The organism is Bradyrhizobium sp. CCGE-LA001, assembly GCF_000296215.2.
Taxonomy (GTDB): domain Bacteria; phylum Pseudomonadota; class Alphaproteobacteria; order Rhizobiales; family Xanthobacteraceae; genus Bradyrhizobium.
Map to the genome: position 1 here is coordinate 6,447,023 of NZ_CP013949.1, position 25,860 is coordinate 6,472,882.

Sequence of the window (25,860 nt, forward strand, 5' to 3'; positions counted from 1 at the left end):
TGCTGCTCCTGTCGCCTTGCTTCACACCCGTTCGATGATTGTGGCAGTCCCCATGCCGCCGCCAACACAGAGTGTCACTAGGGCGGTCTCTTTATTGCTGCGTTCGAGCTCGTCGAGCACGGTGCCTAAGATCATCGCGCCGGTGGCGCCGAGTGGATGGCCAAGCGCAATCGCGCCTCCATTTACATTAATCTTGGCATGATCGATCTCGAACGCTTGGATATAGCGCAACACGACTGATGCGAACGCCTCATTGACCTCAAAGAGATCAATGTCCGACTTATTCATGCCGGCGCGTGCGAACAACTTATTTGTGACATCGACGGGACCCGTTAACATGATCGCGGGCTCCGAGCCAACGTTCGCAAAGGCTCTTATTCTTGCGCGTGCCCTGAGCCCGTGTTTCACACCGAAGTTTTCGCTGCCGAGTAACACTGCTGCGGCGCCATCGACGATTCCCGACGAGTTGCCGGCGTGGTGCACATGGTTGATGCCTTCAAGTTCAGGGTGTGACTGAATGGCGACAGCGTCGAAGCTGCCCGTTTGCCCGCCCTCCTCAAATGCTGGTTTGAGCTGTGCCAACGACTCCAGAGTCGTGTTTGGGCGAATGTGCTCGTCCCTGTCCAAGAGCGAAAGCCCGTTGATATCTTGTACGGGTACGACCGATTTGTTGAAGCGACCCAGCTCCCATGCTTTTGCCGCCCGCTGGTGGCTCTGCACGGCATAGCTGTCAACCTGGTTGCGTGAAAAGCCATACTTGGTCGCGATCAAATCTGCCGAAAGGCCCTGCGGCATGAAATAGGTAGGTATCGCGATCGTGGGATCCATTGACGAGGCTCCACCGGATGAGCCCATGCCCACCCGACTCATAGATTCAGCGCCGCCGCCAATGACGAGTTCGTGCTGACCGCTCATAATTTGGGCGGCTGCAAAATTCACGGCATCAAGACCTGAAGCGCAGAACCGATTAATCTGTACGCCGGCTACGGCATCACCGAGCCCCGCCTTGAGGGCTGCAAACCGAGCGATGTCGCCACCGGCTTCGCCGATGGGATCGACGATGCCGAGGATAACATCATCGATCATATCGCGAGGGATATTGTTCCGCCGCCTGAGTGCGCTGAGTGGCACCGAGGCTAGCTGAAGTGCCGTGACTTCATGGAGCGCGCCGTCCGACTTTCCGCGACCTCGTGGAGTACGAACGTGATCATAGATGAATGCGTCAGGCATGATACCTCACCTAAATGGGACCGATATCGGACAGCGGATCTCAAGTTGGCTTGCCGGCGAAACGCCACCGGTGGTCAGTATCCACGGCGTCCGCCAGGCTCCGCCCGGACGCAAGAATACACTCCCGCTAACGTGACTCTCCGGACTTCCGCCCCACCGAAGCCACGCGGACTTAAGACGGGATCTCTCTAAAGGGAAGGTACTTCGCTCTAACATGAGGAAGGACCTGACCAACTGATATTCTGCACGGGCTTCTATCTCTCTTCCTCCCCTATGAAAGGTCACCTCAGACTGAGCACTGCGCTTTGCGCGTGCTTGAATGCGCTAGCATCTCTCTCAGAGTTGTTGCCCCCAATTGTGGAGCAGCAATAAACATGCCAAGACTAATCCAACGTATGGCCTGCTCGACGCTTACACCATCTAGCTTCGCGGAGGATCAATCTTGTACTTGCCGCCCTTCTAGACCTTGTCCAATACCGAACAACGATTCGCGCGATTGTTGTACGAGATCTCTCCTTTTCTCCTGACGCTCGCACCCGCTTAGAGAGCGGAGCCACACTCACTGTTATGTCCGAGAGCGTTCGCATGACCATCGAAAGACATTTCCAGCGGCCGAGATCGGCTCTATATCAAAGCCGGGCAACAGCGCAGGCGCTAGCATCGGAGCATGTAACGTCGACCGATACACAGGCCCTCCCGCGATCGTGGCCGTAATGTTGTGCGGGCAAATGAAAGTATGGAAAGCAGCGAAGCCGGCATTCGAGTCAAGTTGAAGGGTCTTCAACGCAACAATCGGCTGGTTAATAAGAGCCAGCACCGCATCTCCCACACCTCGTTGCTGTTAAGCAGACCGGCAATATACAGTTGGCTTTGAAGAACATGGTTTGCATATATGGACGAGCGCGCTGTCGACGCAATTGAGCTGCGGCTTCGGCGGCGCTGCAGTGCCGAGGTCGTCGTCGCGGAAGCCTTTGTTCGGCGACGAAGCTGGGTTGAGCAGTCGCGATCAAGACTCGACAAAAGCTGCGGCAAGTCAACGCACACAACAACGGCTTCACGCCATTGTTGATCGATCACGACGCTATGCGCTAGCCGCTGACACGGCCTGAACTCGTCTCCCGCAAAACTCTTCGGGCGGTTTCGTATTTAAACCAAAAGACGACACTCCTTACGTCGAACCGATCATAGAGGAGTTGTTTGCACACCAACCAGGAGCCAAGCGGCATCTATACACGAGCGCGTCGAGGCATATGATCTTCACGACCACCGAAGCCGCCACCACGTCGCCGACAAGGCCCAGAGCACTTCTCGTACCGCCGGTCAGGCAGATCGCCGCCGCTACGCGCCCCAGCGCATATCAATTTCGATGCCGACTGCAATCTTGCGTTACCGCTTACGCGCGATCCCACGTCGCGCAGCTTCAACATCAAGAACGAAGACCGCCGCGTCCTTCCCGGCAAGCTCACCAGACCGGCGCGCGCGCGTTGCGCCAAGCAAACAGGTGTTGTCATGAGGGGTCGATCCTGCGCACCGTCCCAGACCCGAATATGGCCTGCGCATCTGAGTCGCCACGATCCGCCCGGTGACCGCGACACTCCACCGCTGCTGACACCTCGCTGACTGGATATCCACCCGCTCGGTTGCGCTGAACCGTCGATGGCACGCCTGGCGTTCGATAAGACGGAAGTCCTCGCAGGTGGACGACAGCTCTCCGTTGCTTTCGAGAGTGCCGACTTCTTTCCCGACGTCTGCCCCCGTGTTATTCAACAAGGCGTCTGCCAACAGCACTTCAGCCGCATGCCCGGCGACGTCCGTGCGCCGATGTTGGACTTCCTTAGATGTTCGCGTCACCGTCATCAGCAGGGCTTTGTGCCAGCAACGATCACGAAGGCAATGCCACTGCGCTCCCGTCGCACCCATTGACTAACCTGATTAAATCCTCACCCGGCGTCCAGAAAAGCCAATCGTCGTCCACAATGTTTTCGTTTACCAATCGCAATATCGAACCACCTGGTTCGCAACGCGTTATGTCGTAGACACGCTTCTCGACAGACCACGTTCCCGCAAGACCACACATGAAGTCAGGAGCCCACATGGCAAGGGCCACACCCCGCATTATCCCTTCCATGATCTTGGGCATACCCTGCCCCCTAAAGTCTCCGCGCACCCAAATGTCCCCGCGGTAGACCACCTTTCCAGTGATCTGCCGCGCAATTGGCGCTTTGCAAATACAACCATCATCAGGATGTGCATGTTTGCTCGGATCGGCATAGAAGAACTTAAGAGACTCAAGATGGTCCGCCAGATTGCTGTTCGAGAGGTCATACAGTCGAGCAGCCTCTACGAGGACGACCTCGTTGTTCTTGTCAACGCCTACGATCCAATATCCGTCGCCAAATTCAATGGGTGAGCTATCAGGGCGGAAAATCGGATACGTCCTACCTTTTGTCGGAGTGCGCTCCGTCATCGAGACATAATCATGAAAATCAAAGCCGATCGAAATCTTAACGCCCTTCCGAATGGCGGCGCTGTCATACACTTGAAGGAAACGTGAGACCTGCAAATGATCAACCACGCGTTTCATTGCCGCACCTCGCCTACTGTGCCAACTAACTAAGCCGCAGCGTTCTAAGTCGCTACTTCAGTTTGTACTACATCGTCAACTTACTAGAAATGACCAGTTCTAGTAGGAACATCGTAGGGGGGGGGCGCTAGTTCGCCTGGCCTGCGGGACTAGCCACAACGACTCTCTGCAAAAAAGGCACATAACTAGCGAGTCGGCAGAAAGCTGGAGCGGCGATTTGGAGGTCAGATCACCCCCCGTCCCACGCCGGCCGCGCGAATAGATCCCGATTATCATGTCATGCTCGAGGCGCTGGCTTCTCGCCCTCTAGTATTAACGGACACCTCTCTTTGGCTTGTCCTGTCATGACGGAAGAACGTCCCAGCGCAGTGCCATCCTGAGACATCATGAGTGGACACCTCAGAGGATCAAAGAGGCGGTTGCGGTAGAGGACTCGGTTCGAGATCGCTGCGAAATCCCGAGATACTGAGAGTCACCGGTCAACTCATGAAGCGGCGAGACTTGTTCTGGTGCTAATGAGAACGAACTTCTCATCTCGCTGGGACCGTGACCTGTGCCAAGTTTCTGCCAAAGCTTGCTTGAACAAATCAAGGCTCTCATCCAACGACTCACGGCCAACCGTGAGTGCAGGCAATCGCCTCGCTTAGTGCACTGTCCGTGCTGCTCGCCAGCGCAAGGCCCGCGCTCCCTATAACGGTCGTACCCTCCGGAGCGTCATCGACCACGCCGAGACACTCGCCGGGTGTCAGATTGAGTTGGCCCATTTCGACAAGAGGTACCGCACGTTACCAAGCGCAAAACCAACCGCGCGCCTTCACCGCGACCTTGACACCTTGTCCACCGGGCACAGCGCCGAGAGCGTGGGACGACTGCACTCGTCAGCCACTACACATTTGTGAAGCCGCGCTTCTCCGCGGGGGCTAGCGCAGGCACTGAGGGATAGTCGATCATTGCCTCGGCAAGCGAGCCAACAAACTCGGACAAGATGAACGCGTTTAGCGAGAAGCTCGATGATTTTGTCAAGAAGACAGCTCTCCGCCACGCGCACGTTCCATGCTGCCCGGAAGAGTCGGCCTTGTCTGCGATGGTCGGCCTTGATCTTTCCAATAGGTCTGGCTCTCTTTTAACCCATGCACCCATTCAAGGACCTCCTGCCAGTTCAGGCGCGCATGAGCTCCGAAACGTTTGCCTTCTTCATTGATTGCTCCTTTCCAATCGCTCAGCCGCGATGAGGACGGATGTCATCTGCAATGGTTTCCCAACCAGCCCCGTCCCGTACAAGGCTGAACGCGCGTACATGCAAATGGGCTGCTGCCGTATGCGGAGGCAGGGGGCCACATGACAGTGACATTCGGATAATTCCTCTAACAATTTGAACGAGGCAAGCGCTCCAAAGAAAACTTTAATCTTTGCCTGGGCCTCACCAGCAAGCACTGCGCTCTGACAGGCACCAGACATGTGCGCAATGCAATCGAGCAGAGGAACGGGCTTGCGTCCACTGCCGAATGACCGGCGAGTGAAACCGCGCGTAAAAAGAGAAAGAAGAGAAGCACACTGTGCATTACGCCCTCAAGCGTGCCTGCACGAGCTGCATCGAAGCGGACCACATCCAATCGACTCGTCGAGCCGTGCCTTCACAATGTTCTTGCGGCAGCCCTGTGTAACAATTCTTTGCCTCCGTGTTTCACAACCGATGCACCGCTCAATTGCGTGGACTACACGGAGGCTTGCCGAAATCAAGCCAATCGCTGGCTCCGCACAGAAGTTGGAGCAGCTAGATCTCTCTTGTTTCAGAAGGAATAAACCACAGAATGTCTTGCTTGAGCAGCTACCAAATTTGGATAGTCGGCCGCGCGAGACGCGCGAAACGGAGACGCGCAGCTTTGACGGTGACGGCAGAACAGACATCAAGCCGCGGCGTGACCACAATGCGCAGGGTGTCCCCACCCATTCGGCACGTTAGCCAAGGAGGAGGCTTTGGTTGCCTCGAGCGAGAGAGCTTAACTTGAGGGAAATGCAATATGTCGACGACTTTACCAAATGGCGCGGCAACAGAATCGCGCCCCAGATCACGCAAGGGTGCTCCCGATCGGACGGCCTAAAAGATGTCTGACACCTGGATCTTCACTCTAGGAACGCCACGTAGCTTGTCGACAGCCATCGGCTGTTTGACTCACAGTGATTCGGCCAAACGCAACGCGGTGGGGTGCCGATGGCAGAAGGGACATCAACCTGTCGACAATTTCAGATGAATCCGACTGCAAACTCGACGCATTGCCGCAGTCATGCGGGTGAGCAGCCTCGCTACGTCATGCCCGACAATCACAGCACCGAAGCCGATCGTGAGCGTGGTTAGCCTGATACCCAGCGAGCCTCTCTCTCAGTCGAGTTACACGCTGCGCAACTGGCGGCGCCGCTTTTCATCTATCGGAGTTCGCATTTTGGCAAGCCTTCCAATTACAACCGTACGGAGATCGTCAAGCTGATTACGTCGGTGCCTCGGGCGTGCCCGTTGCCTCCTATTGCAAGCCGTCGCGCCGGTGAGTACGCGGCCCGCCTTGACGGCGGCAATCCGCAGCTGGATGCTTCCTGCGGCTCGGCCGACTCATGGTAATCGAATTTCAACCCTGACGGTTCCCGTGCGACGCGTGTTGTCGGCTTTACTTGGGGTGTCATCCAAGCCAACGTTGGCGCAGCTGTTCAGAGGCAGGGTGTAAACCATAATAGCCAGCGTGATTGTCATGCGAGGCGTATGACGCTGAACAAGGCTCCAAGCCGGGTCGACTTCAAGCAAGAACAAAGCTATCGAAGTCGACATCCTGCATGGCGTCCAAACAGACCTCCCATTCGCTGACGCCACAGTTCCGATCGCCCTTAGTGCTAAACTCTTGAAGGGCCGACAGGCACCGTCCATTGTCGTCCAGTAGCAGCAGCTCGGGGTTCGAGGGTGTCGGCCTAGGCGCCGTGAATCAGACCAATATTAGCGCACCTGTGCATTTTTGGCCAAACAAATGAATGTGGTTGCCAAGCACCGCATTGTACGGCGGGCGTTCGCATCTGGTGCGATTAAGATCCATTGCAGCTCGCCGGTGTCCTCACCTCTCGCAAAGTTTCGGCCAACGCTTGGTCGAACAGCTCAAGACCTTCCTCCATCGTCTCACGGTCGATCGTGAGTGCAGGCAAGAATTTCACAACCTGGTCAACCGGCCCGCATCGCTCGATGACTAGCCCCTTCTCGAAGGCCTTCCGCGTGGCTACAGCGGCTATTTCGGCTATCTGGCAATCAAATCCCACAGCCATACCACGGCCTCGAACAACAAACCCATTTCCATACTTGGATGCAATAACCTCGAGACGGCGTCGCATAACCTCCCCCATTTGCTGAACCTGCTGCGAGAACCTGGGGCTCCGCCAGTAAGTTTCTATAGCTGCGGTTGCGGCCACAAGCGCGAGATTATTTCCACGAAAGGTGCCAGTGTGTTCACCTGGCTTCCAGATGTCGCACTCCTCTTTGATCAGCAACATTGAAAGTGGGAGACCGTACCCACTTAGTGACTTGGACATAGCGACAACGTCTGGCGACAATCGCGCAAACTCGAAACTAAAAAACTTCCCTGTTCTACCGCATCCCATCTGGATGTCGTCGACTATGAAAAGGGCGCCCACTTCATGTGCAATGGCCTGAACCGTCCTCAACCATTTCTCACCAGCTACGTTTATGCCGCCTTCGCCTTGTACGGTTTCCACGAGAATCGCAGCTGGACGATCGAAGCCGCTGCTCTCGTCCGTCAATAGCTTCCGCAAATAGTCCGAGGTGTCCACAGCCGGACCAAAATAACCATCAAACGGCAAAAACGTCGCGCCACCCAAAGAAAAGCCACTCGCTGAGCGATAGAACCTATTACCGCTGGCGGCGATCGCTCCCAAGCTCATGCCATGATAGCCATGTGTGAACGAAATGATGTTTTGACGCCCGGTAGCCTTGCGAGCGAGCTTTAAAGCCGCCTCGATTGCATTAGCACCTGTTGGCCCGGTGAATTGGAAGCGATAATCTAGTCCTCGTTCCCAAAGGATGGCCGACTTGAAGGTGTTCATGAACTGAAGTTTGGCAGGAGTGGCCATATCAAGCCCATGGACTACGGCATCCGATGCTAAGTACTCAAAGATAGCCTCCTTGATCGCTTGGTTGTTGTGGCCGTAGTTCAGCGCTCCAGCACCGGAGAAGAAGTCAATTAGCTTCCGGCCTTCTTCAGTTAGCATCGTCGAGCCCCGCGCCCGGCTGAAAATGGCTGGAAAGGAACGAGAGTACGAGCGAACGTTCGATTCCAGGGACGCGAACAACTCCAATTTGCAAGTCTGGTTGATTTCTTCATTCATGTTCGCCTCCTCAGTGGCTCGTTGGCCCACAACCATCATCAGTCGCAGAATCGCCGTCCTATAGACATAGCGATCTGGAGCTGCCACTCCCCGGGCACGTATGTTGTTGTCCGACGAGGGTTTTCCGGAACGACTTCAATAGCTGAGAAACGAGCACCAGCGAACCCCCCTAGGCTTGTAGTATTCTTTACCATTCCGAGGTCGTAAGAATCCTCATCATACGTCGTTACTGAAGCCGCTCATTTGACGGGTTCATCGGCGCTGCGGCAGAGCAGCAACATCAGTTCAGACGACGAAGGAGTACAGAACCTCGACGGGGCTAACCTGTTAGGTTGCAATTCAACGATCTCTCGGTGTACTCAGCCTCGAACGCGCGTTGGCGTCCGGCGACCCGCCATCAACGCCGCGTCTCGGTTCGATGCTCAATTCTCCGACATTCAACTTTCAGTTATACTGAAACATCTCCGGAGCTTGGGTAGAGGACATTTTTTTGCGCAATTCAGCCCTTGAACCGGCCTACATCGCTGTTGCTAGTCGCCAGTTGTGCGAGGGTGCTGTCGCGATAAGCGCGGCCTTCGGCTTCCCCGTTGCCCCGCCAGCTCTAGCAGAATGCGAAAATCGGCATTCTAACTTACGACGTGATCATTGTGACTATGACACTCCGGGTTGATCATTCCGCCGATGGACGAGGATCATAATGAGCGGTATTTGAAAGTGGTACATTCTGGCATGATGCCGACGACGGCGAACGACGTCGCTACCATCGAGACAGATCTCATTGAACCTTTCTGATGCCACCGATCGAGCTCAAGAGTTGGGCATGGCACGTAGCGGCGCTCATCTATTTGCTGTAAGAAGGACGTCATCCCATCAGGAAACACGGTCGCCGTTCTCGTGCACCCATTCTTTCGACGCAGGCGCCCTTGGGCGAACTTGGCCAACCAAGCCACGGCCCCACGGGTTGGACGACGCGCGGCATGGGCGCATTTGATATGGAGAAGGCCCGCCTCATGCCATGAAGCCGAAGGATTTGCGATCGAGATCACAATCACCGTTGGACGCAAGGGTGAGGATGCACACTACCACTCGGCTTATTGCTACGCGAACAGCCGAGCTAGCCGTTCACAGGTCAGTGAAATTGTCGTTAGCGGACTCTTTCCGAACGCGGTAGGTTTGTCGAATAAGGAACAACATGATCAGCACATGCATCTGGAGCAAACTCCTGAAGGCGCGGCAAGGCACCACCGGTAAAGGTCCCCATCTGGCGTGCTTACGCGATGGGCTGCGGATGACACCCGTGCTCCGCTCATCACGCCGAACACGAGTGACACATGTTCACAAGCGCCTTATCAATGTTCCAGATGCGCACACCGAGAGCTGGCCTGAGCCGGCAGCTGTTTACATAGCCTGCGCGAACTGATTCGCCGGTCGCTCCAGACCGAGGTTCTCTCTTAAGGTTCCTCCGGTGTATTTCGAACGGAATTTCCCTCGCCGGCGCAATTCAGGAACTACCAGGTCAACAAAGTCTTTCAGACCGCCAGGCGCAGTTGCTGGCAACACGTTAAATCCGTCAGCCGCATGTTGATCGAATGTGCCTACCATAGCGTCAGCAATCTCCTCCGGAGTTCCCACAACCATGAGATGTCCTTTGCTGTCTGATATCAACTGGATCAGTTGTCTCCAGGTAAATTTCTGACGTGCGGCAACGCCGACAAGCAGCTTCTGACGGCTCTTGATGGAATTTGTCTCCGGCAAAGTCTCTGGAACCAATGAGTCAAGATCCACCGAACGTAGATCGGTGACTGCGCCCAACCAAATATCTGCCGCCCCAATTTGGACGTCTATGTGCGTGGCCGCCCGTAGTCTTTGAAGTTTCTCAGCAGCTTCTTGCTTAGTTTTTCCGACTATCGGAACGATGCCAGGCATGATTACCACCCGATCATCCTTCCGCCCGAGTGCCCGCGCTTTTTGTTTGAGACTCGCGTAGTATCTTTTACCGTTCTCAATAGATGGCTCGGCGGTGAACACGACTTCGGCGACTTCGGCAGCGAAAGCTATACCTGCATCGGATGCGCCAGCCTGAACCAACACTGGGTAGCCTTGCGGGGGCCTTGCGATGTTCAGGGGTCCTCTCACCGAAAAATAGTTTCCCCGATGATTAAGCACATGTAGCTTCGCAGTGTCAGCGTAGATACCAGTCTGCCTGTCACGAACGAAAGCATCGTCCTGCCAAGTGTCCCAAAGTCCTTTGACTATCTCCACGAACTCGCTCGCTCGAGCGTAACGTTCGTCGTGATCTGGCAGTCGCTCTTGCCCAAAATTCTGGGCTTCTGGATCCATGGCGGAGGTAACGATATTCCAGGCCGCGCGTCCTTTCGATAGGTGATCAAGTGATGCGAACATCCGCGCAAGATTGTACGGTTGATAGTAGGTCGTCGTCGCGGTCGCAACAAGGCCGATGTCCCGTGTTCGGGATGAAAGGGCCGACAACAGCGTTATTGGCTCGAAGCCATCGTTACGACCTACACGTGACATGATTGCATGACCATCTATTACGCCTTGATGATCGGCTATAAATACGAAGTGAAAGGCGGCACTTTCGGCGATTCGTGCAAGTTCTTCATAACGCTCGACATCCCCCCCACACTGACGGGCGCGCTCTGATCCCGCCAAGCGCCTTCATGGTATCCCGCCCGGGTGAGATACAGTCCGAGCTTCATTTTCTCGTTGGCCCGCATGCCTTGTCTCCGTTCATTGACTATTCTGGCGCGATGCATTCAACTGTTTGATTCAATCGCGACCTTTCATAGTTCCTAGATGTCGAAAAGTGACGCAACGACTCGCTACAGCGCCGCGCGTATGTGCAAGTCCGAGGGCGGCAAAGGTATGCAACCACTTCGTTCGATCTCCGGTGAGAAGCGGCCCCTAGAGGAGACAATTACCGTTTGCAGTACACGGAGTATTTCTCGCAAATTTACCCTACATAAGAATTGACGAGAACGGACCTACCAAGTGTGAGGGGCGTCCTTGTCTAGTGCAGCGCCGCCCCTTTAGACGTGCTTTGCTGTGAGAATTGCAATGCATTGATCGGGCGCGCGCCTATTCTGCTTCGGGGCACTCAGGAACGAGGTGATCGCAACATGTGATCGGGCTCGAGCAAGCGTTGTCAGATCGATTCCCGAACAAATTGCTATCGATCCTAGGGTTCGGACTCAATTGAGCCAACGGGAACGGCGGCAGCGACGAAGGCCGCGCTGAGGTATTTCCTGGCGAGTTTGTCGTATCGAGTTGCTATGCGACGCCAGTCCTTGAGCCTGCACCACATGCGCTCGACGCGGTTTCGTTGCCGGTAGGCGCGTTTGTCGTCAGGGATCGGGCTGCGCCTTGATGTAGTCGAGAGGATAGCCGGTTCTAGCTTGCAGCTTTTGATCAGGTTGAGCAGGTGGTCGGCATCTTATCCGCGGTCTGCAATCAGGCGACGAAAAGGACCGATTGCGTGGACCAGATCGGCGGCAACGGTAATATCGTTGACGTTGCCAGCGGTGAGCAGCAGCACCCGAGGCGGCCTTTCGCGTCGGTCAGGCCCTGGAGCTTCGTCGTGCGCCCGCCACGCGAGCGGCCGATCCCTTGCGCGAAGTCCCCCCTTTTGTGCCAGCGGCGGAGCGGTGGACTTTGACGTGGGTGCTGTCGATGGCGACGGTGCCGAATATGCCGCTATGACCGCGGTTAGAGCCTTGAAGATGTCATGCCAAATCCCCTGCCGGCTCCACGGTTTATAGCGATTGTGGACCGTCGTGCAGGGACCATACCCCGTTGGGCAATCGGGCCAGCGACAACCTGAGCGCAGCTTGTAGACGATCCCGCTGATCACCCGGGGGTCGTCCACCCGACGCGCCCCGCGCGGACCGCGGGGCAACAACGGCTCGATCCGACGCCATTCCGCATCGTTCAAAAGGTAGAGCGCCTTCGCCTTCCCGCCTCTAAATCATCTTAGAGGACCTTGAATCACAAACCACGCTCAGCCGGAATCCATATTGAGTACAGACCCTAGCCCGCGTCCGATGATGGCCGCTCAGGTAGATACCACCAATGTTGATAGTTGATATTGTCCTCGCGGAGCGGCATCGGATGTCCCGAAATCGGAGCGATGATCACTGGCATGCTTGTCCTCAATACGCGTTGGCGTCGGACGCAGGTGCGACTGACGAGTGCCGGGATGTCTACAGTGCTCTTTTGCGAACTATATCTTCGCGAGGCGATCGACCGGCTGAGCAATAGGCTGCCGCCGCTCGAGATCGGTGAACGCTACTTCGGCGCGGCGAGCATTTAGATGCAGGAGCAACGCGACGGAGCCCTCAGCACTGGGCGGGCAGTCGCTACACGCAGGCTCGGACTGCCCAAACCGGTGGCGCTCTAAGCTGTGATTGCGCACTGCCAGTTCTGGCGCGTCCTCCTCCATCGGTAAATTCGAGCGGCAAGGAGGTTCGTCTCGATGAAAGGTAGCATCTTTGATCATGGCTTCGATAGATAAGACAGCTGAGACAAAGCCGCCCCCGAATTCTGGATTGGGGAGTAGGAGACAGGCGACGGCCGGTCATGAGCTTGCCGACGAGCTGCGCGAACTCACAAGATTTGCGTTGCCGATAATTCTGACGCAGGTTGGGCAGATCGTAATGATGACGACTGATCTCGTCCTAATCGGTCGCATTAGCAGCGAGGCACTCGCAGCGGCGGCACTGGCAGGCAGGATCTATCTGCTTAGTTTCATCTTCGGCGCAGGCCTGCTGGGGGCGGTCGCACCGCTAGCGGCGCAGGCTTTTGCGGCGGGCAATCTACTTGCGATCCGGGGGGCGGTACGCATGGGCTTATGGATGGCGCTGCTGCTATCGCTTCCGATCATAGCCTTCGCATTGTGCGGCGAACAACTTCTGCTCGTCTTTAAGCAAACTCCTAACGCGGCGCGTCTCGCCCAACAATACCTTTTCGGGATCGTATGGGGCATTGCCCCGGCGTTTTGCTTTCAGGTGCTCCGCAGCTTCATGAGCGCGGTCAACCGACCGGGGCCAATCTTGTGTATCACACTGGCGGCGATCCCCGTAAATGCCGGCTTAGTTTATCTACTGATCTATGGGAAGCTAGGTTTGCCTCGGCTAGAGCTGTTCGGCGCGGGTGTCGCGACCACCCTAGTTAACTGCGCGACGTTTCTTGGTGGTTTGTGGTTCACAACAGCATACCGCTTCTTCCGTGACTACCGCGTTCTTGAACATCTTTGGCGCTTCGACTGGACGTTGATGCGGCAGCTGCTGGTGCTAGGGATACCTATCTCAGTTAGTTCCTTGATCGGAAATGGCTTATTCGTGGCCGGTGCGCTTCTAACTGGCTTGATGAGCACCAGAGCGCTCGCTGCCCATCAGATCGCGGTTCAAATTGATGTTATCCTATTGGTGATTTCTTTCGGCATCAGCATGGCCGCGGCCATACGCGTCGGCCACGCGGTCGGCCGTAACGACGGATCCGGCGTCAAGCGTGCCGGTGTGGCAGCACTTCTACTCGGCATAGTCACGATCGCAACTCTGACGATTGCGGTACTGGCCGCGCGTTTTGAGATCGCCGAACTGTTTTTGGGCGACTCGGGCGCCGACGCCGATGAAACGATTGGACTAGCTGCCAAACTCCTCTTGGTTGGAGCGAGCTTCTTTATCAGTGATGCTGTGGAGAGCATTGCGGCGGGCGCATTACGGGGACTGAATGATACTGTCGTACCACTTTTTTATGGCTTAATCGCTTATTGGGTCGTCGGTTTTCCGCTTACTTTCTTGCTTGGTTTGAAGATAGGCCTTGGCGCCGTTGGTATCTGGATCGGCTTATCGATCGCAACGAATGTCTTCGCTACGCTCCTGGTAGTGCGTTTCATTTTGCTGGCAAACAGGTTGTTTTTTAGAGCCGACCCTTGATCCGTTGAAGCCTTCTGGTCCACTCAGACAACGCGAATTGCAAGTGCAGGCGCATCTAGGAAGAGGTCTATTGGCGGCCGCTGCGTGTCGAGTTACTTGTTAGCGCCTTAGTTGCTTATGCAAGCTTTCAGGTAGTCTACCTTCGAGGTGTCGCCAGTCGGACTTTTATTTGTACGACGATTCCGCCGGCGGCGTGTTTAGTACCGGCATTCTTTGGTGCGGGTTGAGCTTGAATCGTTCTACCTAGTAAGTACGTATCCGGCATAAACCGCGGGCTCGGCTGGATTGATATGACGGTGAGTGATCAAGCAACTGTTGGTCTTGTTTGTAATTTTGATCGACCTCGATAAGGCGTTCGATGCTGAAGGTGAACACTTACACCGTCTTCGCCGATGCCATAGACTTATGAGGCGCCGTCTTCGATCTCCCATTAATTTAGGGACCTCGCGCAGTTTCCAGGGATTGTCATCAGCCGGCGTATCGCGTTCTCTCGATCAGCAACTGCTTCGATCTCCTTTGTCACTTCGCGGATCCGATCTTCGAGGGGCGGAGTTCGGCGTAGAGATCGCCGAAGGGTCGATGCATTATTGGTGACAAATCGTTCCGTCATTCGAGGGGCAACTCCAGTTTGAATATCCCAACACCCTGACGCTGAGGTACACGGTACTGGAGGGAGAAAACCCGCACCTCATTGATCAGGCGCGTCCTTGAGCCGACCACTTGGTCACGGATTCGATGCAGCGGCTGAGGCTCGACCTGGTCGGCCTCCTTTACTGCGACAAAGGTCTGCCGCGTCGCGGCCTCTGCGATCGCCTCGGCGTCGATGATATCGTTCTTGTCTGATTTTACATAGGGCTTCACGAATTGAGCGAGCATCAGACGCACCTTGTGACCAAGGCCTGTATCTTCCGCGCGAGCCACTGTGAACCGGCTCGCTTGAGCAAAACATGCAGGCGCCGATGGCCGAAGCGACGGCGCACCTTGGCGATTGCCCTAGTGCGTCGGCGCAGGGCGGCATCATCCGGCCGGGTCCTATGATATCTGACAGTCATGCGGCAATAGCAGACGGCTTTACACGCCCGCTGTTCGCTCATCCGGTCGGACATCCATGAGCTGCGCGACAGTATCTCGCTTGGTCGCGGACATCACGACTATTCCCAACAGGTCCTTCAACGGGCGTTGCCCAACACGGCGTCGGCCAGCGCCGCTTCGGCCGCATGTTCTCATCCTCCAGCGTCTTCAGGCACTTGGCCTCCGAGACCTCCATCCACACTTGGTTTTCCAATTGTAGATACTGGCGTCACTGACACGGTGCTTCCGGTACAGACGGCGACTGAAACGCCCAGCCTCGTGCTCCTTCCGAAACCCAGATTCTTCTCCTCCGAAAAGCGGCTGCGCTTCATGCTCTGGTCCTCGCGTGGGGCAGAACGAACTTCAAGTTGGATCAAGCCCGTAGGGCAAGCGCTCACCGGGAATGATCGTGTCCCACCATGGAACCGAGTTTACCTGCAAGCCATGCTGGCCTGGAGCAGGGATGCGGTAATTGACTGGGCACTTCATCGCGCCCACTTCTGACGTCAACGTAAGCATCCGTTGAGGACCGCCGAGCGGTCACTCAGGCGGCGGAGCGGCACTCGAAACCGTCGGTCTCAATCTCCACCATGCGATGTAGAGAACGATTAGCCAAACGATAGGGAGTAGTACCAGCATCGACGAGACTGCCGCAATCGTCGGGTCGATTTCGTGGCGGATGTCTTCCCACATCTTCAACGGAAGGGTACGAATTGAAAATCCACTGACCAGTGACGTCTGGACAACTTCATCGAAAGAATGAAGGAAGGCGAAAAGAGCCCCTCCGATAACGCCTGGCCTGACTAGTGGCAGCGTTACACGTCTAAAGGTTTGCAGAGGACCGGCCCGCATGCTCTTCGCCGCGAGCTCCAAGCGTCGGTCGAAATTTGCCAGAGTCGCCGAGACGATCACAACGACATAGGCAGAAGCACCTATGATGTGCGTGAGTGCGATGCCGGCTTTGGTGCCGATGAGTCCAAGGTTGAGCAGTCCCAGATAAGCAGCAATGCCGACCACGATGCTTGGAATTGTGATCGGAGTGAGGATTGCCAATGTCAGGATGCTGCGTAGCCTAGGAGAGGTACGACTGAGCCCATAGGAAGCAAGCGTCCCCACGATAGTCGACAGAAGGGCGACGGCGACGCCGATCTGAATACTTGTCCATGCAGCTTCGATCCAGGAAGAACTATCAAAGAAAGTGCGATACCATTGGAGCGATAGGGCGGACGGCGGGAATCGCAGTGACGGACCGGCGCTGAACGACATCACGATGACGACAAAGCTCGGAAACAGCAGGTAACACATGACAAGTCCGACGAAGGCCACACCGACCATGTTCCACGCATGATTTTTGGGCGCGGCTTGGTAAAGCGTCGTTGCCCAACGTTTGGCTCGATACGAATTATCAAGCTCTCTGAAATAGAGGGTCGACGAACCAAATGAGGGTAGCCGATTACGAGGAGATTTCCATACTTTTGCCGTCGTGCGACTTTGCGTATCAGAAAGGTCCAACCCGAAAATCGCCAGCAGGCCCCCTGCTAGCGCCAGGAGGATGAAGGCCGAGGCGGCAATGTGTGGCAGATCGAGGGAGTTTTCGACTTGAGCCGCTATGAAAGTCGAGAGCATTGCGTCACGCAACCCGCCCAACGCTGCTGGCGTGATGTAGAAACCAAGACAGAGGACGAAGACCAGAAGCGAGCCGCTGCGGACGCCCGGCAGGCTAAGTGGGAAGAATATGCGCCAGAAAGCGGCGAACGGGGGCGCACCCATGCTGCGAGCTGCCGAAATAAGCGACCTGTCAATTCCCAGCATGACGCTGACCAACGGGAGAACCATAACAGGAAGCATGATGTGCACCATGCCGATATAGACGGCCAGGCGGTTGTAGATCAGCGGTGCGGGGCTGGAGATAAGCCCGAGCTTGAGCAATAGATTGTTGACCAATCCACTATCGCCCAGGATTATTATCCACGCATAGGTGCGTACTAGAAGACTCGTGAGATAGGGAATGATGACGAGCACGAGCAGCACCATGCGCGCGCCCTTTGAGGCAGCCGCGATCAGGTAGGCCGTCGGATAGCCAACGACAATGCACATGACCGTAGCTATGACACTCACCTCAACGGTCTGTAAGAGCACCCGGACATTCGCCGCGCGGCCGAAGAACGCCTCGTAATTGGCAAGAGAGATGATCGGCGCATTCAGGCTCGCCAGAAACAGAATAACGGTCGGTATGCCAAACACTGCGAGCAGAATGGCCAAGGCCGGAAAAGTAAGAGCAATTGGTATTTTACCAAGCTTGTGAAGCGTGCTCATCAGTCTTGCCCTGGCTTGACGAATCTTACATCCGAACGTAGCCACTCTAGTCGCACCTCATCGCCCGGTAGAAGGGCCTGTCGCCCCGATGCGACGTGCTCGCGCACGACAAGTTCGCTGTTGCCGACCCGCACTTGATACTTCCGCAGCGGTCCTGCATAAATCATATTGCTCACGGTTCCGGTGACGGTCTGGCATTGTACCGCATTAAGGCACTGCGGCGCGCCGGCTCTCGCAATGGAGATTCGCTCCGGTCGAATCATGGGGATAGTGCCTGGCGGCTGCGCAATCTCAGATTCGATCACGAAGCCGGCGTTCTCGAGCACGTTCGCCTCCCCCAAAAATGTCGCGACGAATTTCGTCGCGGGCCAGTCGTAGATCACCTCAGGCGTATCAGCCTGCTCAACTCGGCCGGCTCGCATCACAAGGATACGGTCCGACAGTGTGAGCGCTTCATCTTGATCATGTGTGACGCAGACAGTGGTGATCCCGAACTCTTTGTGCAGACTCTTGATCTCGCCCTGCATCTGCTCGCGCAGGTTCCGGTCAAGTGCGCCGAGTGGCTCATCGAGCAGAAGAATCGGCGGATCGGCTATCAATGCGCGAGCAAGGGCTACACGCTGCTGCTGACCGCCACTTAGCTCCGCGGGCATTCGATCTTCCAATCCATCTAGATGCACCCGCGAGAGAATTCCATCGACGCGCGCAGCCCTCTCGGCTGCTTTCACGCCACGCATCTCAAGCGGAAATTCGAGATTTCTGCGCACATTAAGGTGCGGGAACAGTGCATAGCTCTGGAACACAATGCCCTGATCGCGTCGGTACGAAGGAACGGCGGCCACAGACTTCCCGGCAATAAAGATATTGCCCTGAGTTGGAGCTTGGAAGCCGGCGAGTAGCATTAGCGCTGTCGTCTTGCCCGAGCCGCTTGGACCAAGAATTGTCAAGAACTCGCCGCGTCGAACGCGCAACGTGAGATTCTTGACCGCAGCAACCGATCCGTACGTCTTGGTGACATTACGAAACTCGATTTGCGCAGAAAGTTCGTCTTCTTCCTTCGACGAGTTGTCGGCAACTACAGCAATATTCTTGATGGCCGCATTTGAGCGCCGATCGACAGGGTTTTGATCGTCAGTAACGAGAGCGTTCGGCATAGTGGCTCCATTAACTCAGGAAGCAGCACGGCGATCAACGGGCGGCTTTGCCGCCATGTTACTCATTGCAAAGGCTCTTAAATCTAGCTGAGGATCCATTCATTCCAGCGTTCACGGAGGCGCTCGGAGTTTGTTTTTCCGTCTGCCCCTCGCTCGCTGTACCACTTCCCGTTCATGACGATGCCACTAGCCAAATAGTTGGCATAGCTCGGAAGCTTACGGGCAAGCTCATCGGGCAGGAGCTTAAATGCGTTCCGATTTGTTGGACCTTCCGGCCAAAGCCGTGCCAAAGCGGCCTGGCGGTCGCCGCGGGTAGCAAATTCAATGAACTTCTGAGCTTTTGTCGCATTGGGACTGCCCTTAGGGATCACCCAACTATCCCATTGTATCTTAGATTGACTCCGATTCATCTCCATGGGAGCCCCCCGGGAAATCACCACACCCGTTCGTCCGCTATAGGATTGCATAAGGTCGGCCGCCTTATCTGTCATGATCTGCTGGATCTCGGAGCCAACCGTCCACCACTTGCGTATGTGCGGCTTTATCTTATCCAAACTTGCAAAAATACGGTTTATGTCCATCGGATAGACTTTGTCCGGAGGCACGCCATCAGCCAACAGCGCTTCCTCCCAAGGCCCCTCACCCCCTCCTCGACCTGACACCAGCGTCCGCACGCCAGGAAATGTCTTGGTATCCCAGAACTCAGCCCATGTGCTCGGCCGCGGTTTGCCCGCTGGATACTTCTCCACGTTGTAAACCATGACGTAGGAAAAAATCAGTTGGCCCACCCCATAGGGGTGCCTGACGAAATCAAAGAGGCCATCCAGCTCCTCTCTCTTAAAACTGGAATAGTCGATCGGCTCCAGAAGGCCCCTCTCCCCACCAATGATGGTAGCGCCCTGAGTGATGGGAGCAACGTCAATCGTGACGTTTTTGTTGGTCACCATTAGTTCGAGCTGAGCAAAGCTGATTTGGTCGGTAATCGGGACCACCTTGATTCCGGTCTCCGTCTCGAACGGCTTCACAAAGGCCTCGATGTATGCCTTTGCTATGTCACCGCCGTAGACTACCACTCGCAGGTCGTTGGTGGCGGCCGACGAAAGACCCCCCATGATCGAATTCATGGCTCCCGCTAGAACGGCGGACGAGCCCGTTTGCAGGATACGTCTGCGCTTCATCAAAAAGCTCATGATCTCAGCTCACCTCGTTGCGATTGTGCCAAGTCTTACGTTTGTTATTTGCGCCGCTAAGATAGGGAGCGCGTGCGCCGTTTTCCATCGATCTAGAAACCCATTCAGCGGGAATCTTGCGCAAATCCGTGTGGATGCGACGCTTTTGAGCCGACCGTGGAAACTCTCACCCATTTCAATGTCGAGCAAGGCCAAGCCTGTTCTGGCACTTGGCCGCATCGTGCAATTCGAAAAGCTGGCTATGGTGCTGCCAACCGCCACGCAACGTCGGCGCGTGTTGCATCAGCATCTTTCAAAACTGTCCCTTGGCGCGAATACAGGCGTTAAGCAAGCCAGTGATGTACGGCCGATACCGGCCGGTGTGACGAGCCCGATCTGGTCTCGGCCAAGCGCCCGGAGCACGGTGACGTGGCGGGGAGGCTCCGCCGACCGGTTGTACTTATGTTTCGCGCGTGTGCGCGTGCTGTTGGTCACGACAAGCTAATCCCAGAGAAGCTGTCCCCGGAGGCTGCTGATCGGAGGGTCGGAGGAGAAGCAGAGCCCACCAAATACTGGCGCTAAACGCTGCCGGAGACCGTGAGCTTCCAGCAACTGGTCGACTTGCCAAGTGCGTGGGCTTATCAAGTGCGTTGGCGTATCAAGCGCGACTATCCAAGCGCTCAAGCAGGAAGTCGGGGCTTGGCGGCTACGAAGGAGGCGACTGGCGCAGTTTCCATCATCACAACTCTGTGCATCTGGCGTACGGCTTATTGATGGCTGAGCGGGCGTCGATTCCCCTCGGGAATCGACTATCGTATGGCCGCATTTCTGCGTGTGATTGCTAGAATGTGAAGGTTTCTCATACGATCGCAAGCGGTCTCCTCCTATGGACCTCCTCGCTGTCGCTTCCAATGAATGAACGCAGCGGACGCTCGATAGCTTGCACTTGCCCGTGTTCCGTCTCTCGCGATCCATCAAGCTATGCACACCTATGCCGAACTCTGTAATGACGAGATATCATCGTGTACTTGCGTCGTATTTCTCCAATAGATGCACAATTTCCAAGGTCGGAAATCCATTTTTAGGAGAATTCGGCGTCAAAGTGCGCTAAGGTTCATCCATGACATCGCAAATTGAACCATCCCTTGGAGTCCTCCTCCTAGAACGCGGGGTGCAGCCCGCACCGCCTCACCCAACGCGGCTTCCCGGCTCGATGGTGGATCCGGCTACATTCGATTTTCCGGTCATCTCGGAGACGGTTGAAGGAGCTTGGGTTGAGAATGTCGTTCGCGGCGATCCAACCCTTGAGCGCGCCTACGTCGCTGCCGCCCGGCGGCTGGTCGAGCGGGGTGCTGTCGCAGTAAGCTCGAACTGCGGCTTCTCTATTCGGCATCAGGCGGCTGTGGCGGCCTCCGTGAACGTCCCCGTGGTAATGTCCAGCCTGCTCCTCCTACCGGCGCTGCTTCGCCAACTGGTGCCAACAAACAAAATCGCGGTTTTGACATATGACTCGACACATTGCGGCGACGATCTGCTGGGGCTCAATGACCCAGCTGATAGAGCGAGAATCGTTGTTGGTGGCATCGAAGGTGGCAAGTTCTGGCGTGATGAGCTGAAGCGACCAGCACCACCGGTCGACGTCGCCGCGATCGAGACTGATGTCGCAGCCTGCGTAGCCCGCCTCCGCGTCAAGGATCCTCAAATCAGCACTCTCCTGTTCGAATGTGCGGGATTTCCGTTGGTCGCAGCTGCGATCCGTCGTATCTCGAAATTGCCGGTCTACGACATTACGAGCCTCTGCCGATTGACAATCGCCTCCGTCGCCTGAAGATGCAATCGGGGGCAGCCCGGACGGCGTTCCGCTGCCGATCAATTTGAAGGCTCTACGCTCGTCGTGTTGCTCCTGCTCTTCATCATGACTGCCTCTCTTCTTCCAAGCACAACCCGGATCCGAGGGCACCGTCGCCATCGTCCCCCTTCTGAATTCGTGCGAGGAGGCAGCGAGGAGCACGGCAGTTCTTCCGCTTTTCTTTAATCCTGCTGTTTCGTGACCGATGCGGTGAATCGGTGACGCAGGTCATCGCCCTTCTCACGCCAGAAGTGAGGGGCAATCAGCAACGCATTGGCCATATGATCGGGCGCCGTCAGTCGGTGCGGCAGGATCGCCGGATCGTTTCAGCGATCGCTTCGTTGTCTGCTGGACCGTAGGAGATGTGGTGCGTCTGCTGGCCTGCGCTAAAAGTGATGTGGCGAAGACGACGAACTTGTAGGCGGTGTTCAGGCGCGCACCACCCTTAGGCATAACCCAAACATTCATCCCCAGTTCTTGAAATCCCATATGATCTCGAAGTGTTTGCCGGAGTTCTTGTTCGCATCAAGAATCCGCCATTCCAAGCAGAGGTCATTACGACCCAGCCATCGGCAAGAAGCTGCGGTGCTTGGGCGCCAGACTGCCACCAGACAACTTCCTTCTTGATTGTGTCTAGCTTTTTAAAGGCACGCTCGACGCTCTCGGGCGTGCTGAGGACCTTATAGACATCCTTGATGGGCACAACATCCGCAATCAACGCCTATTCGAGATTGCCGAAAGCACTCTAAAACAGCTCCCGCTTATCAGGAAATTTCCGTGTGTCGAACGGGTCACCAACAGTCTTCGGCGGCATATCCGTTGTCGTAAGCGATGACCGTGGCATAGACGTTCTCCGGCACGCCACAATCATGTTTGTCCGCGCCTATGAAGTTGGGGATCCACGCGCGGCTTTTTCCAGTCGATCGTATCAAAAATCCCTTCGGAGCACATTTGTACAGCCGGCATCAGTGGCGGCCACATCCCAACTGACGCCCTTGAAGTCGACCATTGCGAGGATTTTCGAGAGTTCGCCATTCTACTCCTCTTCTGAGTATTGCGACGGAGGTCACCGCGAAGGTTTGCGTGTGCCGAACCTAAACACCATGCTGCTGAATAGCCGTCCCCCTGTCCGACACATCGAGAGCGATGCCGGCAGCTCTGAATTTGCGGGTGCCAATTGGCTTGATCACCCGGGTCTCAGTTGACGAACGGCTGCCGTCAAGGGCGGTCCCGCCCGGCGATCGCCAGCCCCTCAAAATGAGCGAACGCAGGATTTCTGCGCAACAGGACTGATTTACACGGAACGTGGGCCGAAGTGTTGGTTATTGTGTGAGCTCTCAAGACGCTATGCTGCTCGCAGATCTTGGCCAAGGAAATGAAATGACGCGGGATTTTCATTCCCGACTTGATCGACGATGAGAACCGTGCATCTGGTCACTCCTGCTAAAGGAGAAGTGACAGGTCTGCTGAACGTCTCTTCGCCTCTTGTAGTGAGATGCTCATGAACCGGCCGATCAACGTCAAACTTCTAAAAGCGCTACAACAGGCGCTCGGCGATCACGTAGTTCTGACAGGGGAGCGCATTCCCGCGAAGGCTCGGAGCGACAAAAGCCGTATTGGCCACCATTCGCCGATGATCTACATCCGCCCACGCTCCGTCGAGCACATCTCGAGCGCATTGCGACTCTGCAATACCTATTGTAGTTCAGTGGTTGTGCAAGGCGGGATGACCGGACTGGCAGGCGGCGCCAATCCCGAGCGCAAGGATGTTGTCATAGCCATGGACTTGCTTGCCGGCATTGAGGAGATCGACACCGCTGCAGGTACAATGACAGTGCTGGCCGGCACCGTTCTCGAAGTCGCGCAGAAGGCAGCGGAAGACTCTGGGTTTCTGCTTCCAATTGATCTCGGCGCGCGAGGATCGTGCCAGATCGGCGGCAATCTTGCTACCAACGCAGGCGGCGTCCGCGTCATCAATCATGGTGTGACGCGTGATAATGTATTGGGGTTGCAGGCCGTGCTCGCCGACGGAACAGTCATTTCATCGCTCAACCGTGTGCAGAAGAACAACACCGGGTATGACCTGAAGCAGTTGTTCATCGGATCTGAAGGGACCCTAGGCATCATTACCCGCGCGGTGTTGAAACTGCAGCCGTTACCCGTTCATCGGGCAACGGCGTTGTGCGCGTTGAGCAGCTACGAGGATGTTGTTGCATTGCTCCGCCACGCTCGCAAATCGCTGATGGGCCTCTCGGCTTTTGAATTAATGTGGGAAACGTTCTTCCGCTTCAATTGCGAAGCAGAGAATATCAAGGCTTTTGAGGCTGATTACCCTTTCACGGTCATCATCGAGCAATCGGGTGAGACGATCGGCTTGGAAGAATTTCTCAGCGCAATGCTTGAGGAAGGGCTGCTGGACGATGCATTAATCGCTCAATCGGAAAAGGAGCGCGATAGGTTCTGGAAGATCCGTGAAGGGCTTTCACTCGGCAAGCTACCAAATCTCATCGAATACGACGTCAGCCTGCCCATTGGAGCGCTCAACTTATACGCGGAGGAGGTGATCAAGGCTCTGGAGACGGAGTTTCCAGGCATTCACGTTTCCATTTTCGGCCATGTCGCCGATAGCAATATTCACCTGTGCATTTCGGCCAGACAACTCAATGTGATTGCCAAGAACCGCATTAACACCATCGTATACGACGGCGTTCGGAAGCATCAAGGGTCCATTTCTGCCGAGCACGGCATCGGCTTGCTCAAACGGGATTATCTGGCTTATTCACGCAGCCCGGAAGAGCTGGAGCTGATGCGCCGGATCAAACAGGCGCTTGATCCGCAATGTATTCTTAATCCGGGAAAGATATTTTTGGCGTAAATTGGAATTTTTAGGTAATACGTATAGGGCATTCGCTACGGTTTCATATCAGCAGACGCAGTTTCAAAGATTTGAGTGATATAGAAACTTTGGCGCAGATTGTTGTCGTGTTCGGATCCGGCCAGAAGAATTATTGGCGCGGCGGACTACGCCCGGCTCGCACTCCATCTCGCGATCTTCCATGTCTCCCCATTGTGTACTCTCCCTTTATGCTGCCCTCGTGGCGTAGGCTCGAAGCGGGCCTTACGCTCGGCCATTCGCCGAAGATGATGCTCTTAAGCTGATCGGCGCAAAGACTGGTTTCGCGAGCACCAGCCTAGCACCGGCGCCGTTCCACGCTGGCAAACGCGACGCCCAACGCTGCATCGGATGTTTCCGCCGGGCCGCAAGGTTCTGGTCGAATGGCCGATACGTTCAAATAAAGGCTTTTCGCCTAGGCGCCCGCATCGTCAGCTGCCGTGGATGCCCCGCAGCCGCTCTGAGCGCCGACGCAGAAGTTCGACCGTGGCTAGCATGATAACTGAGATGAGGGTCAGCACAGTAGCGGCCGCCGTGATCGTCGGACTGATCTCCTCGCGGATGCCTGAGAACATAACCCTCGGCAAGGTACGCTGCTCGGCGCCGGCCACGAAAAGAGCGATCACCACCTCGTCGAAGGAGGTGAGAAACGCAAAGAGCGCACCAGAAATCATGCCCGGCATGATCAGAGGCAAGATGACCTTGACGAACACGGTGGTTGGCGGCGCACCGAGCCCGGCGGCCGCGCGGGTCAGTGAGTGGTCAAAACCCGTTAGCGTCGCGGTTACGATAATGACGACGAAGGGCGTGGCCATCGTCGTATGCGCCAAGATCAGTCCGGTATAGCTGTTTAGCAGCCCGACATCCGCATAAAAGAAATACACACCCACTGCGGTTATCACAGCCGGAACGATCATGGGCGAGATTAGCAAGCTCATTACGGTCGTGCGCCACGGGAAGTTCGGCCGGCTGAGACCGAGTGCGGCGAGCGTACCCAGCATGGTGGACAGCAGCGTGACCGACACAGCGACGAACATCGAATTGTGCAGTGCGCCCTGCCATCGGGTAGTCAGAAAGAACTCCTCATACCATCGCAGCGAGAGCCCCGGCATCGGATAGCTGAAGAACGGCACAGAGTTGAACGACAAAGGAAAGATCACGAGAATCGGCGCAATCAGAAACAGCAGCACTGCCCCGCAGATCATTCGGTGGAGATAGTACCAGCCCTTCTCCAACGGCGAAGCATAGGCGGAAGAGGCCATC

At 56.0% G+C, this 25,860-nt stretch carries 12 protein-coding genes and 3 pseudogenes; 3 read left to right on the top strand and 12 right to left on the bottom strand.

Going from position 1 to position 25,860, the window contains the following annotated elements; all coding sequences use genetic code 11:
* Positions 1–21 precede the first annotated feature (21 nt).
* From BCCGELA001_RS29695 to BCCGELA001_RS36370, 5 genes and pseudogenes are all read right to left on the bottom strand, one after another.
* Positions 22–1,230 (bottom strand): acetyl-CoA C-acetyltransferase, encoded by a 1,209-nt coding sequence (locus BCCGELA001_RS29695; protein ID WP_008545009.1) that lies wholly within the window; start codon positions 1,228–1,230, stop codon positions 22–24.
* Positions 1,231–3,112: 1,882 nt separating this feature from the next.
* On the bottom strand, positions 3,113–3,814 hold the full coding sequence (locus tag BCCGELA001_RS29705; RefSeq protein ID WP_008545013.1) for a hypothetical protein: 702 nt from the start codon (positions 3,812–3,814) through the stop codon (positions 3,113–3,115).
* A 3,066-nt stretch (positions 3,815–6,880) separates the two neighbouring features.
* On the bottom strand, positions 6,881–8,191 hold the full coding sequence (gene ectB / locus BCCGELA001_RS29710; RefSeq protein WP_202815394.1) for a diaminobutyrate--2-oxoglutarate transaminase: 1,311 nt from the start codon (positions 8,189–8,191) through the stop codon (positions 6,881–6,883).
* A gap of 1,398 nt (positions 8,192–9,589) precedes the next feature.
* Complete coding sequence (locus BCCGELA001_RS29715) at positions 9,590–10,864, bottom strand: LLM class flavin-dependent oxidoreductase (protein WP_335339430.1); 1,275 nt, start codon at positions 10,862–10,864, stop codon at positions 9,590–9,592.
* A gap of 526 nt (positions 10,865–11,390) precedes the next feature.
* Positions 11,391–12,143, bottom strand: a pseudogene (locus BCCGELA001_RS36370) (IS5 family transposase).
* A 562-nt stretch (positions 12,144–12,705) separates the two neighbouring features.
* Between BCCGELA001_RS36370 and BCCGELA001_RS29735 the strand changes: the two are divergent.
* Complete coding sequence (locus tag BCCGELA001_RS29735; RefSeq protein WP_063921116.1) at positions 12,706–14,145, top strand: MATE family efflux transporter; 1,440 nt, start codon at positions 12,706–12,708, stop codon at positions 14,143–14,145.
* A gap of 681 nt (positions 14,146–14,826) precedes the next feature.
* On the opposite strand, the pseudogene BCCGELA001_RS29740 reads toward BCCGELA001_RS29735, so the two are convergent.
* The 5 genes and pseudogenes from BCCGELA001_RS29740 to BCCGELA001_RS29765 form a co-directional block, all read right to left on the bottom strand.
* Positions 14,827–15,042, bottom strand: a pseudogene (locus BCCGELA001_RS29740) (IS110 family transposase); the annotation flags it as partial.
* 29 nt (positions 15,043–15,071) lie between these two features.
* Positions 15,072–15,548 (bottom strand): annotated as a pseudogene (locus BCCGELA001_RS39010) (transposase); the annotation flags it as partial.
* 208 nt (positions 15,549–15,756) lie between these two features.
* Positions 15,757–17,532 carry an ABC transporter permease subunit gene (locus BCCGELA001_RS29755; RefSeq protein WP_008545040.1) on the bottom strand — a complete coding sequence of 592 codons (1,776 nt, stop codon included), beginning with the start codon at positions 17,530–17,532 and terminating at the stop codon, positions 15,757–15,759.
* The gene (locus BCCGELA001_RS29760; RefSeq protein ID WP_008545043.1) at positions 17,532–18,686 is read right to left on the bottom strand and encodes an ABC transporter ATP-binding protein; all 1,155 of its coding nucleotides are present in this window, start codon (positions 18,684–18,686) and stop codon (positions 17,532–17,534) included. Before BCCGELA001_RS29760 ends, BCCGELA001_RS29755 begins: the two co-directional genes overlap by 1 nt.
* 83 nt (positions 18,687–18,769) lie before the next feature.
* On the bottom strand, positions 18,770–19,876 hold the full coding sequence (locus tag BCCGELA001_RS29765) for an ABC transporter substrate-binding protein (protein WP_060736939.1): 1,107 nt from the start codon (positions 19,874–19,876) through the stop codon (positions 18,770–18,772).
* A gap of 1,192 nt (positions 19,877–21,068) precedes the next feature.
* Here BCCGELA001_RS29765 and BCCGELA001_RS38525 point away from each other — a divergent pair.
* Entirely contained in the window at positions 21,069–21,683 is a 615-nt protein-coding gene (locus tag BCCGELA001_RS38525) for a hypothetical protein (protein ID WP_008545049.1), read from the top strand.
* Between the two features lie 466 nt (positions 21,684–22,149).
* Here BCCGELA001_RS38525 and BCCGELA001_RS39525 read toward each other — a convergent pair whose 3' ends face one another.
* Positions 22,150–22,407, bottom strand: a complete 258-nt coding sequence (locus BCCGELA001_RS39525) for an extracellular solute-binding protein (RefSeq protein WP_442855184.1) — start codon at positions 22,405–22,407, stop codon at positions 22,150–22,152.
* Positions 22,408–23,205: 798 nt separating this feature from the next.
* On the opposite strand from BCCGELA001_RS39525, the gene BCCGELA001_RS29775 reads away from it, so the two are divergent.
* Positions 23,206–24,579, top strand: a complete 1,374-nt coding sequence (locus BCCGELA001_RS29775) for an FAD-binding oxidoreductase (protein ID WP_060736940.1) — start codon at positions 23,206–23,208, stop codon at positions 24,577–24,579.
* Between the two features lie 449 nt (positions 24,580–25,028).
* Here the strand turns inward: BCCGELA001_RS29775 and BCCGELA001_RS29780 are convergent, their stop codons facing one another.
* On the bottom strand, positions 25,029–25,859 hold the full coding sequence (locus tag BCCGELA001_RS29780; RefSeq protein ID WP_008545051.1) for an ABC transporter permease: 831 nt from the start codon (positions 25,857–25,859) through the stop codon (positions 25,029–25,031).
* Position 25,860 lies beyond the last annotated feature (1 nt).

Excerpts from the sequence above, each read along its gene's own strand:
- BCCGELA001_RS29695 (WP_008545009.1), bottom strand. The coding sequence starts at position 1,230 with ATGCCTGACGCATTCATCTATGATCACGTTCGTACTCCACGAGGTCGC.
- BCCGELA001_RS29705 (WP_008545013.1), bottom strand. The coding sequence starts at position 3,814 with ATGAAACGCGTGGTTGATCATTTGCAGGTCTCACGTTTCCTTCAAGTG.
- ectB (WP_202815394.1), bottom strand. The coding sequence starts at position 8,191 with ATGAATGAAGAAATCAACCAGACTTGCAAATTGGAGTTGTTCGCGTCC.
- BCCGELA001_RS29735 (WP_063921116.1), top strand. The coding sequence starts at position 12,706 with ATGGCTTCGATAGATAAGACAGCTGAGACAAAGCCGCCCCCGAATTCT.
- BCCGELA001_RS29755 (WP_008545040.1), bottom strand. The coding sequence starts at position 17,532 with ATGAGCACGCTTCACAAGCTTGGTAAAATACCAATTGCTCTTACTTTT.
- BCCGELA001_RS29760 (WP_008545043.1), bottom strand. The coding sequence starts at position 18,686 with ATGCCGAACGCTCTCGTTACTGACGATCAAAACCCTGTCGATCGGCGC.
- BCCGELA001_RS29765 (WP_060736939.1), bottom strand. The coding sequence starts at position 19,876 with ATGAGCTTTTTGATGAAGCGCAGACGTATCCTGCAAACGGGCTCGTCC.
- BCCGELA001_RS38525 (WP_008545049.1), top strand. The coding sequence starts at position 21,069 with ATGGTGGATCCGGCTACATTCGATTTTCCGGTCATCTCGGAGACGGTT.
- BCCGELA001_RS29775 (WP_060736940.1), top strand. The coding sequence starts at position 23,206 with ATGAACCGGCCGATCAACGTCAAACTTCTAAAAGCGCTACAACAGGCG.
- BCCGELA001_RS29780 (WP_008545051.1), bottom strand. The coding sequence starts at position 25,859 with ATGGCCTCTTCCGCCTATGCTTCGCCGTTGGAGAAGGGCTGGTACTAT.